We start from the raw sequence: 16227 nt of genomic DNA on the forward strand, positions 1-16227 counted from the left end.
TAAATTTAATATTTATGGAAAAAAAATCTTGCTTCCTAAAAGCATTTGGTATTATGTTACTTTGTGTACTATTTGCCACGCAGGCAAATGCACAGGAAATCACAGTAACAGGTACAGTGACAGACAACTTTGGCCCCGTAATTGGTGCCTCAGTAGTTGTAGATGGAACCTCTAACGGATGTATTACAGACCTTGACGGAAAATTCAGTCTCACTAATGTCCCTTCTAACGGGACTCTCACATTCTCCTACATTGGCTATCAAGCACAGAAAATCGCTGTAAACGGAAGATCCTCTATCAATGTAAAATTAGCAGAAGATACCCAACTACTTCAAGAAGTAGTAGTTGTAGGTTATGGCGTACAACGTAAAAGTGATTTAACTGGTGCGGTTGCTTCTGTAAAAGCAGGAGACGTATTGAAAAGTACACCTTCCGGTAATGTTTCAGATGCCCTGCAGGGACGTATGGCAGGTGTATCAGTTATCAGCGCAGGCGATCCTTCCAGCGATCAGACAATTCGTATCCGCGGTATCAACTCTATTACTGCTGACAGTGAACCTCTGGTAGTGGTTGACGGATTTATCGGTGGCTCTTTAAAGGCTCTTAACCCTGCTGACATCCAATCCATTGAAGTCTTAAAGGATGCTTCAGCTACAGCTGTCTACGGTTCTCGCGGTGCCAATGGCGTAATCTTAGTGACAACAAAAACTCCAAACAAGGATCGTTTAACCGTATCTGTCAATGCATTTGTAAATCTGAAAACTGTAATCAGCAAGCCTGACCTCCTTTCTCCGGCAGAATTTGCTCAATTGGCCAACGCATACGGAAAAGAATATAACGAAAGCCAAGGAAAAGAAGCTCATATTTATTATACTCCCGACCAAATAGCGGCTTTCTCAAGTGGCAAAGCAGGATATAATTATATAGATCATATTTTCAACTCTCCAGGAGTAGCTCAAAACTACGAAGTCTCAATAGCGGGCGGTGGTGAAAAAACAAACTTCTTGGCATCTCTCCGTTATGAAAGTGTAGAAGGAGCTATCAAAAATTCTAAAAATGATGCATTCAACTGGCGCTTAAAAGTTGATACCAAACTAAAAAAATGGTGGAAAGTCGGTATGAATATTTATGGTAATCTAAATGTATCCTCAGGACCACGTATGACTCAATATGAGGGTTTACTCGTTTCTGCCATTAATTTCCCCAATACTACTTCTCCCACAAATGAAAAAGGAGAATATAATAACATTTACGCTATTGGCGGAAATCCTGCCTATAATCCAATGGGATATATTAATGAAATTGACGGAGATACTCGCAGGCTAGTAAACAACCTCCAAGGTTATATGGATTTCAATATTATCGATGGATTAACTTTCCGTACTCAGTTAGGAGTAACATTTACTAATTCATTAGCAACAAGCTCTGACAATGCCAAGAGTTATTATTACTTTAAAAATACCAGAACGCAGGCTACAGCCAACAGTGCTTTTAATTGGAGCTGGTTAAATACCAATACCTTGAATTATACTAAAGAATTTAATAAAAATCATCGCATCAATGCAACTGCTGTTTTGGAACAGTCCTATAGCAACAATTTCACTTTAAAAGGAGTAGCCAATAACATGTATTTTGAACGTCTCGGCGCTAACAGCTTAGCAGACTCTTACAGCCAAAATGCAAGTTCAGAGCGTATCATCAATACACTACTTTCCGGAATGTTCCGTGTAAACTATGTTTTAATGGATAAGTATATGGTAACAGCTTCCATCCGCGCTGACGGTTCCTCACGCCTAAAGGATAAATGGGATTATTTCCCTTCTGCAGCATTAGCATGGAATATCAAGCAGGAAGCATTTATGCAAGATGTAAAAGCTATTAGCCAGTTAAAATTACGCGTCGGATATGGTTCTGTAGGCAACCAAGCAATAGAGCCCTACCGCATTTTCTCTCAAATGGTGCCTACCCAAAACGCAGATGGTTCAACTTCTTACACAGTCGGACGTCCGGCAGCTGAATACTTAAAATGGGAACGTAATGATCAAATTAATGCAGGTATAGACTTAGGTTTTTTCAATGGGCGCTTAACATTAACTGCCGACTGGTACAACAAATTATCTAAAGATGTTTTATTAGAAGTACAACAGCCTGTCCACAGTGGTTGGGATAAACTTTTAAAAAATGCCTGTGAAATTCAGAACAGAGGTTTTGAGATCACAATTGGTGCAGATCCAGTAAGTGGTAAAGATTGGAACTGGCATACAGACGTGACTCTATCTCACAACAAAGGGACTTTCAAAAATATCCCTACATTAGATCGTACTCAAATCCAAGCAGGTCAATATGAGAACAAAGTATTCAAAATGATTGAAGGAGAAAAGCTGGGAACTTTTTGGGGATATACCAACTTAGGAGTCTGGAAAAGTGACGAAGTAAATCAAGAGGTCACTGTAGTCAAGAATGGAGTGGAAACAAAAGGTACTTATGCTTCTATCTATAAAGTAGTGCCAGGCCAGGAAAAACTCTTAGACGCAAATAATGACGGTACTTACAATGATGATGATCAAAGTATCATAGGTAATGGACAGCCCAGTTTTAACTGGGGGTGGAATAATACTCTCCGTTATAAAGACTTCGATCTCTCATTGTTCATTATCGGTTTCCACGGCTTCGATATTTATAATGTAACAGATCAATCAGGTTACGGGAATGCAGTATCAGGTATCAATACGGATGTTATTACTCCTAAACGTGCACTTTTAAATCGTTGGACCAAAGAAAATGAAAACACCAATATTCCAGGATTTGTCAAACTCAACCAGACTACTACCGGATTTAATAGTCGATTTGTAGAAAAAGGCGATTTTATAAAAGTCAAGAGTATAACTTTAGGATATAACCTACCTAAAAAAGCATGTGATAAAGTATTCCTCAATGATTTGAGACTTTACTTCTCTGTACAGAATCCTTTCATGATAACAAGCTATAGCGGTCTTGACCCGGAAGCAACTCTCGGTAGTCCATTAGTATCCGGCGTTGATTGGGGCTGCTACCCTAATAGCCGTAATTTTCTGTTAGGTGTAAATTTCTCGTTCTAATATTAACCGATAATATAAAAAACATATGAAAAAATTAGCATATATAACATTAGGATGCTGCATAGCATTAACTACTGCATGCGTTGATTTAGATCAATATCCCAAATCATTCATCACAGAGGAAGAATATAATGGTATAGAGCAAGACATTAGTAAAGTAGAGCTTGCAGCAACAGGTCTCTATAAGAATTTATGGAATGGTAATTATGGCTTCTGTTGCCGCATGATGCGTATTGATTGTGCAGCAGACCAGATGGTAAGCTCCCCTAAACCTAATAATGTCTTAGATTACATTATCCAGTTAAATCCAAGTATAAGTTCCAACACTGCAGACTGGGATACTTCATGGGCTAATTTCTGGAATGTTATCACCGGTGCCAATACACTGATTGCCGGTACTCCTATCCCCGAAATTAGTGGTGCAACTGCTGAGGAAAAGGAAGCCTCCGAAAAAATAGCGAAACGATACAAAGCTGTTGTGGCAGAAGCTCGTTTCATGCGCGCTTTGAGTTATTTCTATTTAGTACGTATGTACGGAGACATTCCGTATGTCACAAATAGTTCCGAAGCCATCGAATATCAACCACGTACCGCTGTAGCTGATATTTATAATAAAATTATCGTTCCCGATCTGATTGAAGCATGTGCATCATTACCAACAGTGAGTCGTAGCGGATTTAGTTCCACACCTTCACAATGGGCAGCAAAAGCACTCCTTTCCGATGTTTACATGACTATGGCAGGTTGGCCTTTAAAGTTAGGTAAAGAATATTATGCGAAAGCTGCAGAAGTTTCTTTGGATATTATAGAACATTCCGGACTCTCCCTGACACCAGTATATGGTGACTTATGGAAAGAAGCCAAAAAGGAAGAAGCTAATGAACATTTATTCGCTATACACAATTCTGTTGCTAACAAAGTTGCAAGCCAATATGGCAAATCTTTCTACCCACGAGACTATGTCAAAGCCGGTTGGGCAGACTATTATGCCAATCCTGACTATATGGCAACCTATCCGGAAGGTGCACGGAAAGAATTCAATTACATGACTGAATGGCCCACAGCTGCCGGAAAAACCGTAAAATGGCAGGACAGCCAAGACGGATATCCTTGTATTGCCAAATACCAAGATTACAATCAAGGAGTAGCAGGTAACAGTGCGCAATCTAACGGTATTACTCCCATTTACCGATATGCAGACGTATTATTAAGATATGCCGAAGCATCTAATTTAGCTACAGGCAGTGTTAACGCCACAGCCTTAAAATGCCTACAAGATATTCAAACCCGCGCAGGTGTATCTACATTGACCACAACGACTAATAGCGAGGAATTTGACAAAGCCGTATTTGCAGAACGTGGCTACGAGTTTTTAGCCGAATACAAACGTTGGTTCGACTTGGTACGTCGTGAAAAGGTGAGTGAATTCAAATCTAAATATTATCCTTCATCGCTTATGAAAGCTAATAGCCATTACTATTTTCCAATTCCTTCTACTCAGATCAAGCTTACTGGCTGGACTAACAATGCAGGATATTAATCAACAGGAGACAATTACACATACTTCTAACCTTATTATCAAATAAATCAAATAGACCTTAATCAATTTGATATGTGTATGAAGGGAGAGGGATCGTGAGGTTCTTCTCCCTTCTGTTTCTTACACATGGATTAAAAAAGAGAAAGAAGAAGCAATCTAAATCATACAATAAACCGTATGTTATTGTACAAGAGTTCATGAAAAGAGTTTCAAGAAATAAAATAAAGATTATCTTTGTTACACTCATAAGATCCACAGATAATAGAACTTAAATTATAATATTAAACAAGCATACAACCATGAAAAAGAATTATTTCTTATTTGCACTGGTACTTTTCTCTTCAATCAACCTACTTCGTGCACAGAAGATTGATAACCTGATAGAGTTAAAGCAGAAATCACAAAACCTATTATTCCATCGCTTAGGCAAAGCAATAGAAACACCTGCCTTTGAGAGTGAAGGTTATTGGAGTTGGGGAAGTTCCGTGGTAAAAGGGGACGATGGCAAGTACCATATGTTCGTATCCCGCTTTCCAAAATCGCTTCCCTTTCATCCCGGCTGGATGGTGGCTTCAGAGATTGTACATGCCGTATCGGATGTACCGCAAGGACCTTACCGGTTTAGTGAAGTAGCACTACCGGCTCGTGGTGCACAATATTGGGACGGGCGTTCTACACACAATCCGCGAATACTGAAATACAATCATAAATATTATCTGATTTATATGGGTTCCACTCACCCCTTCGTAGATCCAACATACGACCAGTTAACACTCAACAGTCCTTGGTGCACGGTAGCACGCTCCAACAAGCGCATCGGACTGGCTGTTGCCGATTCACCATACGGACCATGGAAGCGGATGGATGAGCCTATTCTGAAAACAAAACCCAATACTTTCTTTAGTTTCCTGACCTCCAATCCCTCGCCAGTCGTACAGGAAGATGGCTCTATCATGATGATTTTCAAAGGGCGTAAGCATCTGAAAGACGGGAAATATTCAAATATGGCTTTAGGAATCGCCTATGCTCCGACTATTGAAGGGCCTTACCGGATATTAAACAATGAGCAACCCATTTTCCAGGTAGACGGACAAGGAGAAGCGGAAGATCCTTTTCTTTGGAAAGACGACAAGGGCTACCATGCCATCTTTAAGGATCATGTAGCTAAATTTACAGGTGAAAAAGGAGGTGGTGTTATAGCACATTCCAAAGATGGCATTAACTGGACCGTTGATAAAGACCCGAAAGCATACTCAAAAACAGTAGAGTGGGAAAACGGCACAATAACCAGACAAGGACAATTGGAACGTCCATTCATTCTTTTTGAGGATGGCAAGCCGACATTCATATTCTTTGCAACGATGGATGGGCCGGGTGAATTTGAAAACGGGACACGTTCCTGGAACATGGTTATTCCGCTAAAATAATTACCTTTGCAGAAATATTGAATAACTGATTGATATGCAGAGTACCCTCCCCATTCATTTTGCCCCGCTGCAAGGTTACACCGAGGCTATTTACCGACAAGCGCATGCCCGCATATTCGGCGGTGTAGAAAGTTATTATACCCCTTTCGTACGTGTGGAGCACGGAGAAATCCGAAAAAAAGATATCCGTGAGATTACTCTGGAAAACAACCGTGGCGTGCAGCTTATTCCGCAACTCATTGCTCCCGATGTGGACAAAATGGAGCAGATAATTGCCCTATTCATCGAAAAAGGATATAAGAATGTAGACATAAATCTGGGATGTCCTTTCCCTCTTTTGACTAAACGTCACAATGGTTCGGGAATGCTTCCTTATCCCGAAGAGGTACGGGAGTTGCTCACTGCTGCCATAAAGAATCACCCCGACCTTCAGTTCTCTGTCAAGATGAGGTTGGGTTGGGAGAACCCGGAAGAAAGTCTGGTTTTGCTACCCTTTCTGAATGAGCTGCCACTGACACATATCATTATGCATCCCCGATTGGGAAAACAGCAATATAAGGGGGAAGTGGATTTTAAAGGTTTTGAAGCCTTCTACAACGAATGCCGTCATCCGCTTATTTATAACGGTGATTTACTTACAGTAGAAGATATACAGACTATCAGCGAACGCTTTCCACAGCTGGCAGGTATCATGATAGGTCGTGGACTGCTTGCCAATCCCGCCTTAGCTTTGGAGTATCAACAGGGACATCCGCTTTCCGAAAAGGATATGCAGGAGAGACTCAGATTGTTCCATGCTGACATATTTGCCCAGTATGGCAATCTTCTGGAAGGGGGAGACAAACAACTGCTGACGAAAATGAAAAACTTCTGGGAATATCTGATGCCGGACGGAGACCGGAAGGCAAAAAAAGCGATTCATAAGTCCAACAAGCTGGAAACTTACCAGGCGGCAGTCCGCAGCTTGTTGGGATAATCATTGATCTTATTCCGGATTTACTTCCGGAATCGTATGTACATCTTTACGTATCTGCGCTACATGATGCAGTTTCATCCAATTGTGCAGATACTCACGGTGTTGTAGGAGGATCTTTTTGTACTTCTCCTCAATGGCGAGGTTCCGCATTTCACCACGGTCTTTTTCCATATCAAAAAGTTGCTCACGGTAACGGCCTTTGTCATACAACACATATTTATAGCGAGAGGTACGCAAAGCCCAGCCACGTGTATTCCCACCTTTATCGAAAGTGGTTTCGGTTACAATGTAGTCCTGATGCTTCAATGACGGATCAGCTTTCTCTACCAACGATCTGAAAGAGACACCATGCAGCCCTTCAGGAAGCCGGATACCTGCCCAGTCGCAAACTGCTGCAAAGAAATCCACGCCATTATTCACGAGTTGCGGCATCTCCTTGCCGGCATTCTTTTTTCCCGGTAAGGTTACAATCAGAGGGATATTTACCACCTCTTCATATAAAGCCGATTTCTGGTTCCAATGGTGTGCTCCCACTCCGTCGCCATGATCACTGGTAAATATCACGACTGTATTCTTCCATAAATCCTGTTGGTCCATAGCATTCAGAATCTTACCGATTTCTGCATCCACCTTTTCAACCAGACGGTAATAAAGGCTCCGGTAACGGCGCCAATCATCCGGAGTATAGTTACGGGTAGGATAAGCCGAATAATTCAAACTCTGCTCATAACTGATAACATCAGCGTCATAGGGATTCTTAGCGAAATTAAGAGGTAGTCCCGGCCACTTATTCTGCGGCAGGTCTTCTATATTTCCCCAAGGCAAATTCTGGCTACGTGCGTACTCACAAATATTATGCGGGTTATCGAATCCTGCCACCAGGAAGAAGGGTTTGGTATGTTTTTGTTCCAGAAAGCCGACACAGGCTTCCGCCAGCCCTTTATCACTATGAGGATGGATAGTAGTAAAACCAAACTCTTTATCCGGCATGGAGGCAGTATGTACATGCCATTTACCGGCATAGATACAATCATAACCGGCATTCTGCATCAGTGTTCCCAAAGTCCGGGTACGCAATGAATCCGGTATCGGCGTACCGTTTCGGGCAAGTCCTACTTCGTGCGAAGTATAGCCTGTAAACATTGCCGCCCTGGCAGGTCCACTCAGGGGCGTAGAGCAATAGGCATTACGGAACAGGACACCTGCCTGTGCCAGTTTATCCATATTCGGAGTATGCAAGTCATCGTTTCCCATGCAACTCATCGCAGAGGCTGTCTGCTGATCGGTAACAATGTAGATGATATTAGGCAACTCTTTCGCCCAAGCCAAAGAAGGAACGACAGCCGTTGCACACAACATTATATTCTTTACTTTCATCACAGTTCTATTTTAAAGATTAACCTCATTATTTCTTCAGCTCCACATCAAAACTGGCGGCATCTCTGCATGTAAAACGCAGAACAGTTTGCTGCTTATCTTTGGAAATCACTTTGCAATAGGGAGTTTCTGCAACTTTCCATTCACCCTTTAAAGTAACGGTTACAGGTATTTCACCACTATCATTGTCAATCCAGGGACGTGAATAGATGCTGCGTTCTATGCGTTTGCCATCCTTGTCAAAAGCCTCATCGCTCGGACCGCGATACAGGGCCAGGTCCGGTTGAGAAACGGTCAATAAAAGTTTATCTCTGTCTTCACATATCATGACGAGGCAGGAAGTATCAGCTTTCTGTAACAAGCCCTCCTCAGGCAATGCCTGTGGTGTTTCAAAAAGTACGTATGAGGTCAGCTTATCAGTCAGTGAACGAACGATATGGGCGTTGCGATCCTGTTGCAGTACCTTGTAAGACGGTTTCTTTGCGAAAGCTTTCAAGGAAGCTGCATCCGTACGGGGCAGGACAGCATATTCATAGGAAGCACCTTTCGGAGCTTTTCCATGCTCTAATACCAATGAAACCCAATCACCGGAAGTAGGTTTCGGATTACGTTCACCTACGGTAACTTGTGGGAAATTCTTTTCATATTTTGCCGCTTTCATCGAGTTTTTCGACAGATAATAACCTACTCCGTTAGGATCGATATAAGTCTGTCCGTCACTTTTATAAGCCGCCCAGTAATCATACATTTCGGGAGTAGTGGCTGCCAGTTGGAAAACGGTAGTCTCTGTCGGGAACTCTTCATTTGTATTTTCAATATCCGTACCCAGACATACAATTGTTCCATTGAAGAAGTGATAAGACTTGCGGGCACGATGTGAACCGTTATACTTGTCATGCCCGTGAAGCTTCATACCGAAGTTGCCATTCAATTTCGCTTGAGACAAACCACCTGCAAAAGCCTCATCGGAATATAGCATTTCTTCCATACCGGAGAAAGTATCTACATTCATCACTTTAGCACGAAGCTGATCGAATGGCAAATGAATAGTTGTCGTACCGGGGAAACGGTTCCAATCGAATCCTGCTTCCTGCCAGCCACTGGTTGTAAAAGTAACCATTTCATCGGGCTTTCCGGTTAATATCTGCATGCTGCCGTGGGCCAGATAGCGACCGAAGAAATTAGCATCCAGATAGTGCTCCGCCGCCCAAAGGTAGCGGGAATGTCCGCGTACCACAGCTGCCCAGTTATCCCGGCGCTGTACTGAAACGCAGCCATACCCTAACGCCAGATTGCCTTGCGGATCGGGTTCGGGGCGGAATCCCTGTGCTTCAAATAGCTGTTTTAGCTTTTGTTCATAGGCAGTAGATGCTTTCGGCAGATAATCAGGAGCATTCTTATCAGGAGTTTCCGTATAAGAAACCAGACGCAGATAAGCAGCAGCCAATTCAGGATCGTACTCCTGCTTTCCATCAGGAGTACCGGCCAATGCCAAAGTAGCATATTGTACGGGGATCAATTGTCCCTTTCCATTGGGATGACGCCCTGACATGGAAAGAGCCCATTGCCTGGTATTACAATAGAAACGCATGGTGAGCAATACATTCTTTACTGTTTCGTGCGCTATTTCAGATACTTTGAATCCTGTTCCGCTCAACAGATAAATCATATTTGTGGCGCCATCCAAACCGCCGACTGCATAAGCCGGGTAATTATTGCGATGATGGAAACAAGCACCGTCTTTTTTGAAAGAACCGGCCAATCCGAGTGCCGGGCGGCAACCATAATCTATCCAACGAGAGAAAGAACGGAGATATTGAAGTTTCTCAGGAGTATCTTCCATAATCAGGATACTCGCCATGCGCCCCTGCGTCTGCGTATTGAAAGTATCTATATCAATGCCATTGACCGTGGGTTTAGGATATACTTCATTGGTGATGGCATACCAACGCAAGGTGCGTTCCGCTTCGTTCAGCTTTCCGGCTTCTCTCAATACATCTTTCATCAGGAAATAGGCCACATACAAACCGCGCATACTGTATCCGTAATGATGGATATTCCCCCAACAACTGCCATAGGCTACTCCCTGATCAGTGATGTGGTCATACATGGCCAGGAACTTCTGTTTCAGTTCATCCTTTGTCACAGCATCCGAAGCATCGTTATAGGCATAGGCTATCCGGCGCATCAGATTGAAATATTCACTCATCTCCATCCCTAACTTGGTGAACATGCCTTTGTCCCAGTTGGGATACATACGTTCGTAAGCTTCAGCCTGGCGTACCATAAATATGGGCAGTCCGCTTACAACACCGTTCTTATAAGTAATCCCATAGAAATCATATTTCTTACGGATACTTTTCATCTCTTTTTCTGTCAGCTTAGAAGGAGTATAAAGCATATCGCGGAAACGTTTCTCCATCAACTGCATATCTTGTCTGTCTTTCTCGCTAACCGGAGTAAGGGCTATTTCCGGTTTCCACAGGGAGTGTTCATAAATCACCAGCCAATGATTGGTGGTTCCTTTATTAACGAAGGGTACCTGCACATCAGCTGTTTGCTGACGGGCATCGACTTTACTGGCAGTTATCAGATGGTCAATGAACAACTCTCCTTTCACATTCGGCGCAACGATACGCAGTTCATTCATACCGGGTTCAGGAGTACCTTGCATGTCACGCTCATAGCAGACCCACGCGGCACGCCAACCCGTGAAGTTAATGCCGAAAGGAAAAGAAGTACATTTCTTTCCGTCTTTCAAGAATTCAAATTCAATAGTGGTGTCCTGGGCTTTTGCATTGTACACCCAAACAATAAAGGCGGAAAGGTACAGATCTTTTCCGGTAGGGTCTTTCTCTTCAAACTTCAGATCACGCTGAAGGGTTAGTACAGAACCGGGGTCAAATCTCCAACGTAAACTGTGCGTACCGTCTTTATAATGTTGGTCGCTAATGCCAAGCGTGGCCTTCGTAGCGCTCAGCCCGGCAGGAAGTTCAGGTTGTTCAAAAGAGAGCAACCGGTCATTCTTTACAACCTGTGCCGACAGGCTAAAAGAAAACAGTGCAGTGCATACAGCGGCAAGAATAGGTTTCATCAGATTAAGTTTCGTCATCATGGTATGAGAATATTAATAGAGTTAATTCAAGTGTTCGATACGGAAATTCGTGAAGCGGACATGATTTTGAAGAAGGCGTAAGCCAAAATGTCCATCGCCTGCACCGGCTTCGAGAGGCAGACGGAAAAGTTTCTCACCATCTACAAGAAAAGTTGTGCAATTGTCCTGAACGCGGATCTGAATATAATACCATTGATTAGGTTTCAACAGATGAGCCGGGTCGGTATATTCTTTGATCAGAGGTTTGATACGGGCCTCGTCTACATCATAAAACTGACCGTAGTAACGACGAAAACGGGTAGTGGTATTATCATTACCACCATAGCCTACATAAAAAAGGTTCAATGTATTATAGTTGCGGAAGACACCGTTTCGCCAAGTGGAACGGGCCAAGAGTTTGCCGGGATGTTTCGGGTCGTTTGCAGCCCAGAAGCAGTTCATATCACTCAGGCGGTCGTGTTTGCCGCCATTCATTACCATACAGATATGGTAACTGATCTCGTAATCACCGCTCAGGCGATCTTTATACCATAAAGTAAGTCCTTCGGGGACAATCAATTCAAGAGTATCTTCACGAATGGTGAAGTCCATTATTCCCGACTGGTCTTCAGCTATCCAATGGCCCAATGAGAGCCGATCCTGTGCCAATACGGTACAGGGCAGGAAAAGAAAAAGACATTTCCACAGAATTTGTATGAAAGATGAATGTGTCATTTCCGGTATTAGTTTCGTTTACAATATTTCCACATTGCAAAGAAACGGTACTTTTTAGAGAAAATGGCACATAAATCGTACAGAAAAGGTATATTTTAGTTATTTAAGGATGCATCTCCTCAAACGCTTTATTCTCCTCTTCTATTGTAGTGATGGTTTCCGGCAGTTCACTGATAGGAAGATCGAAATTATACCAGTCAGTATAGCAATCGGTAACGTACCACTTCCCGTCAATCAGTTCGAACACTACGCGAAGGGAAGCTTCCGACTCATCATAGCCGGCCTCAAACTCTTTATGCTTGGGGTTGTTCACGGTAAACCGGGAGACATAAACTCCGCCCTCTTCGTCTGTGATGCGTTCTTCTTTAAACGCATCTTCACCCAGCAACGCCCACTTATCACGTGTAAACGGAAAAGTCTTCTCCGTCTCACCATCTTCCTCTAACAAGGCTATGGGAGTTTTCAACGGAAACTTGATACGGGAATACTGGAAAGAAGCACTGGAAGTAAATTTCTTGAGGAATGTCTGGAAGTCCTCATTAGTTGCGGCAGCATGACCATTCGTAGTCGTCAGCATAAGTACCGCGAAAAGACAAAATACAAAGTGAATTGCTTTCATCTAGTTACAATGTCAAAGGGTTTATTAATCAGGCGCAAAGATAATGCAAAATCCGAAAGCGATACAAAACAAACAAACTTATTTAATATTGTTAAGGTGTAGTTTATCTTATCCGCAGAAAATAAGAATAATCCATCCGTTCCCATATCTTCAAACATATGAGATAATATTACAAAGAAGATACATATTATATCCGTTCCTTTATTGCCAATAACACGATATATCCAATACTTATGAAAACAATAATATCATTTATGCTTTTTAGTATTCTGACATCATGTATCCAACAAGAAAGTCAGTTAGAGCAAGCAATATCGCAAAGTGGAGACAACCATATTGAACTGGAAAAGGTCTTGCTACACTACTCCGTAAACCAATCCGATAGTTTGAAATTAAAAGCAGCAAAGTTTTTAATAGAAAACATGCCGGGACATTATTCCATTCTGTCAGATGAATTAAGCAATTACAAACAACATCTTTTGCAATATGACGCATATCTTAAAGCTCCTGCACATATAAGAGCCATGTTTGATGTTTACCCTTATCAGGCAAGCTTGCTAAAATTAGCCCATCCCCAAAAGGTGGAAGATATAAAGATTATCAAGGCTGATTATTTAATAGATAATATAGACAAGGCTTTTCTCCATTGGGAAGGTCCCTGGGGAAAGCATTTGACGTTTGACGAGTTTTGCGAGACATTACTTCCATATAGAGTTGATATCGAACCTTTATCCCATTGGAGAGATTCATTGTCACCGGAATTCTCCCCTACCATAGACTGGCTCTCACATATAGATGAATTTGCATATTCTCCTTACCAGGCATGCCAGGCTGTAAATGATATACTTTATAAATCAACCGTTTACGCCAATCAAATATTTCACGGATTTCGGCATCCTTTAATATCACAAAATGCAAAAGACTGGAATTGTGTTCAATATGTCTATGGCGTCCAATATGTGATGCGTGATTTAGGAGTACCTGTCCACATAGATTATACTCCACAATATGGCGTTCGCGGAAACCGGCACTATTGGAATAGTGTATTGCACTATACAGGACATTCTTATCCTTTTCAAGGATATAATTCCGGTCCCGAACGCTCCTTAAATCCACATAACGGTACGATTAAGGTTTTTCGTCGGTCATACGCCCGCAACAGACGTTGGATATCGGAAATCGTGAAAGACGAACCAATCCCCCCATTTTTTGAGAACCCATTTGTGAAAGATGTATCCCATGAATATCAGCGTACTTTCAACATCCATATCCATTTGACCCATGAAAGTACGGAAAAACGGAAATTCGCCTACCTATGCGCATTTAATAATGAGAAATGGGTCCCGATACATTTCGGGGAGATCAGCGAGAATACAGTAACATTTGAAAATGTAGGAACCGGCATTGCCTGCATTGCAGGATATTGGATCAATGATGAAATAGTTCCCGCATCCTATCCGTTTCTAATAACCAGTACAGGAAAGCCCCACTATTTACGCCCCGATAAAAAGCAGACGCAGACACTGCGCCTCAAACGTAAATATCCGCTGGTTAATTGGGTCAACCGCAATAGCGACAAAATGGTAGGGGCAAAAATAGAAGCTTCACATCTCCCCTCTTTCATCCCCTCAGTCGAAGTATCCACCTTGTCAGAAAACGCATATTCCAACTATGCGGATCATTTCATCTCTCATCCGCATAAATACCGGTATTGGAGAATTTTGATTCCAAGAAAGACCTCAATCGCTGAACTGGAATTTTTCTCCGGCAATGACACCGTTCCATTAAAAGGGAACTTTTTCGCATCACCCAAGGAAAAGGGATTTGAACAGAAAAAGGCAGCCCTATCCGACCGGGACAAATTAACTTCCGCCGAAATACAGGATTGGGTGGCTATTGATTTGGGCGCTCCGGCCAGCATCAGCCGCATTCATTACTTGCCTTTGACGGATGATAACAATATAGTACCCGGTGAGACTTACGAGCTACTGGTAGGTGACGACAAAGGCTTCAACAGCCTGGGCATGAAAGTGGCCGAATATTCATACATTGATTTCGATTCGGTACCCGTCAACGGGCTGTATTGGATCAGAAACCATACGAAAGGACGCGAAGAGAGAATTTTCACATTTGAAAGAAACAGAGTCATCTTCAGATAAAAAATGATAAAACAAGCCTTTACATATACCGACTTATACGCTTGCGCATTTGCGCTTTACCTTATTTGCCACACCGTTGGAACGTCCGATAATCTTATGGACAAAAATGATTGGCTGATATGGGGTTGCGTTGCACTCTGCTACGCAGCAGTGCGTTGCTTGACACGGTCCTGTCAATACAAGTTACTGGGTATAATCGCAATTACCGGATTTATTCAGTCCCTCATCGCATGGGGGCAATTTTGTGGTTGGGCAGAATCCAACCACAACAACTTCCCGGTTACAGGCAGTTTCAAGAACCCGGCACCTTTGGCAGGTTATATCGGTGCCTGCCTGATATTAATCGTAGAATTTATGTCATTATGCTATAAGGAGAACAGAAAAACAATCTTTACCCTATTGATACCCGCAGCAGCCTCAATATCGGGAATTATCATCCTCTCCTATTCCCGAGCCGCATGGATAGCTCTGCTCATATCCCTTATACACCTATTGGCAAGGCACCGCAAAATCCGATACCGGCACCTATTTCCCGTAGCGGTATTGTGCCTTTCTTGCTTGGCGGCCCTCTATTTCCTGAAGAAAGAATCTGCCGACGCGCGATTGTTTATATGGAAAAACAGCGGACAGCTTCTTCATACTTCCCCATTAACAGGTTCGGGCGTAAAAACCTTTGCATCCCGGTACATGTACACACAAGCCGAGTATTTTGCAAACCATCCGGACTCTCCCTACAAGCTCAAAGCGTCCGATAACAGCCATGCTTTCAACGAATACCTGCGCATCATAGTCGAATATGGAATCATCGGACTTATTCTGCTATTTTTGTTGTTCAGAAGCATGTCGTTTTTCCACCCCGTATTATCTTTCTATTGCATCTTTGCCTTTTTTTCATATCCGTTGGAAATCACGCCCATCATATTGCTGGTAACCGTCATGGCGGCATCATATCCGGGAAAAAACATCTGCTATTATCCCCGATATATCTTGATAACCATCTGCCTGTCGGCGTCATGCCTCCTTAGTTACAGAGCATGGCGATTCAAGTCCGAAGAACGGGAATTAAAAAGTATGATTCATGAATACGGGTGCTTGCCCGGTGCCGGACTGGAGGACAAACTATTCGGATATTATCCTTGCTATAAGAATAACCATATATACATTGCTTCGTGCGCTATGCAGTTCTACAAAAATAAAAGCTA

The 16227-nt window shown here is 42.6% G+C and carries 9 protein-coding genes and 1 pseudogene; 6 read left to right on the forward strand and 4 right to left on the reverse strand.

The features are described 5' to 3' along the window. Positions 1 to 14: 14 nt before the first annotated feature. The 4 genes from VYM24_RS04035 (at position 15) to VYM24_RS04050 (ending at position 7041) form a co-directional block, all read left to right on the forward strand. Positions 15 to 3098, forward strand: a complete 3084-nt coding sequence (locus tag VYM24_RS04035) for a SusC/RagA family TonB-linked outer membrane protein (protein ID WP_330941515.1) — start codon at positions 15 to 17, stop codon at positions 3096 to 3098. A gap of 25 nt (positions 3099 to 3123) precedes the next feature. Continuing rightward, a complete protein-coding gene (locus VYM24_RS04040; protein ID WP_330941516.1) occupies positions 3124 to 4638 on the forward strand; it encodes a RagB/SusD family nutrient uptake outer membrane protein in 1515 nt (504 codons plus the stop codon). Positions 4639 to 4937: 299 nt separating this feature from the next. Continuing rightward, complete coding sequence (locus tag VYM24_RS04045) at positions 4938 to 6065, forward strand: glycoside hydrolase family protein (RefSeq protein WP_330941517.1); 1128 nt, start codon at positions 4938 to 4940, stop codon at positions 6063 to 6065. A gap of 34 nt (positions 6066 to 6099) precedes the next feature. Further along, positions 6100 to 7041, forward strand: coding sequence for a tRNA-dihydrouridine synthase family protein (locus tag VYM24_RS04050; protein ID WP_330941518.1), 942 nt, complete (start codon positions 6100 to 6102; stop codon positions 7039 to 7041). A 9-nt stretch (positions 7042 to 7050) separates the two neighbouring features. Here the strand turns inward: VYM24_RS04050 and VYM24_RS04055 are convergent, their stop codons facing one another. The 4 genes from VYM24_RS04055 to VYM24_RS04070 all read right to left on the reverse strand — a co-directional run bounded on the left by VYM24_RS04055 (position 7051) and on the right by VYM24_RS04070 (position 12866). Further along, positions 7051 to 8418 carry a sulfatase family protein gene (locus VYM24_RS04055; protein WP_330941519.1) on the reverse strand — a complete coding sequence of 456 codons (1368 nt, stop codon included), beginning with the start codon at positions 8416 to 8418 and terminating at the stop codon, positions 7051 to 7053. Between the two features lie 28 nt (positions 8419 to 8446). After that, complete coding sequence (locus tag VYM24_RS04060; RefSeq protein WP_425286630.1) at positions 8447 to 11533, reverse strand: chondroitinase family polysaccharide lyase; 3087 nt, start codon at positions 11531 to 11533, stop codon at positions 8447 to 8449. Between the two features lie 21 nt (positions 11534 to 11554). Beyond that, on the reverse strand, positions 11555 to 12247 hold the full coding sequence (locus VYM24_RS04065; protein WP_330941520.1) for a DUF6250 domain-containing protein: 693 nt from the start codon (positions 12245 to 12247) through the stop codon (positions 11555 to 11557). 103 nt (positions 12248 to 12350) lie between these two features. Next, positions 12351 to 12866: a hypothetical protein gene (locus VYM24_RS04070; RefSeq protein ID WP_022208309.1), complete on the reverse strand. Its 516-nt coding sequence runs from the start codon at positions 12864 to 12866 to the stop codon at positions 12351 to 12353. 233 nt (positions 12867 to 13099) lie between these two features. Here VYM24_RS04070 and VYM24_RS04075 point away from each other — a divergent pair, with 233 nt between their 5' ends. Both VYM24_RS04075 and VYM24_RS25380 read left to right on the forward strand, forming a co-directional pair. Beyond that, positions 13100 to 15025: a hypothetical protein gene (locus VYM24_RS04075; protein ID WP_330941521.1), complete on the forward strand. Its 1926-nt coding sequence runs from the start codon at positions 13100 to 13102 to the stop codon at positions 15023 to 15025. A gap of 354 nt (positions 15026 to 15379) precedes the next feature. Further along, a pseudogene (locus tag VYM24_RS25380) lies at positions 15380 to 15838 on the forward strand (O-antigen ligase family protein); the annotation flags it as partial. Between the last annotated feature and the right edge of the window lie 389 nt (positions 15839 to 16227).

The organism is Bacteroides sp. MSB163 (genome assembly GCF_036416795.1).
GTDB lineage: Bacteria > Bacteroidota > Bacteroidia > Bacteroidales > Bacteroidaceae > Bacteroides > Bacteroides maternus.

Bases quoted from the DNA above. Each gene is read 5' to 3' on its own strand.
- VYM24_RS04050 (WP_330941518.1), top strand. From the start codon at position 6,100: ATGCAGAGTACCCTCCCCATTCATTTTGCCCCGCTGCAAGGTTACACC.
- VYM24_RS04040 (WP_330941516.1), top strand. From the start codon at position 3,124: ATGAAAAAATTAGCATATATAACATTAGGATGCTGCATAGCATTAACT.
- VYM24_RS04055 (WP_330941519.1), bottom strand. From the start codon at position 8,418: ATGAAAGTAAAGAATATAATGTTGTGTGCAACGGCTGTCGTTCCTTCT.
- VYM24_RS04065 (WP_330941520.1), bottom strand. From the start codon at position 12,247: ATGACACATTCATCTTTCATACAAATTCTGTGGAAATGTCTTTTTCTT.
- VYM24_RS04045 (WP_330941517.1), top strand. From the start codon at position 4,938: ATGAAAAAGAATTATTTCTTATTTGCACTGGTACTTTTCTCTTCAATC.
- VYM24_RS04070 (WP_022208309.1), bottom strand. From the start codon at position 12,866: ATGAAAGCAATTCACTTTGTATTTTGTCTTTTCGCGGTACTTATGCTG.
- VYM24_RS04075 (WP_330941521.1), top strand. From the start codon at position 13,100: ATGAAAACAATAATATCATTTATGCTTTTTAGTATTCTGACATCATGT.
- VYM24_RS04035 (WP_330941515.1), top strand. From the start codon at position 15: ATGGAAAAAAAATCTTGCTTCCTAAAAGCATTTGGTATTATGTTACTT.
- VYM24_RS04060 (WP_425286630.1), bottom strand. From the start codon at position 11,533: ATGATGACGAAACTTAATCTGATGAAACCTATTCTTGCCGCTGTATGC.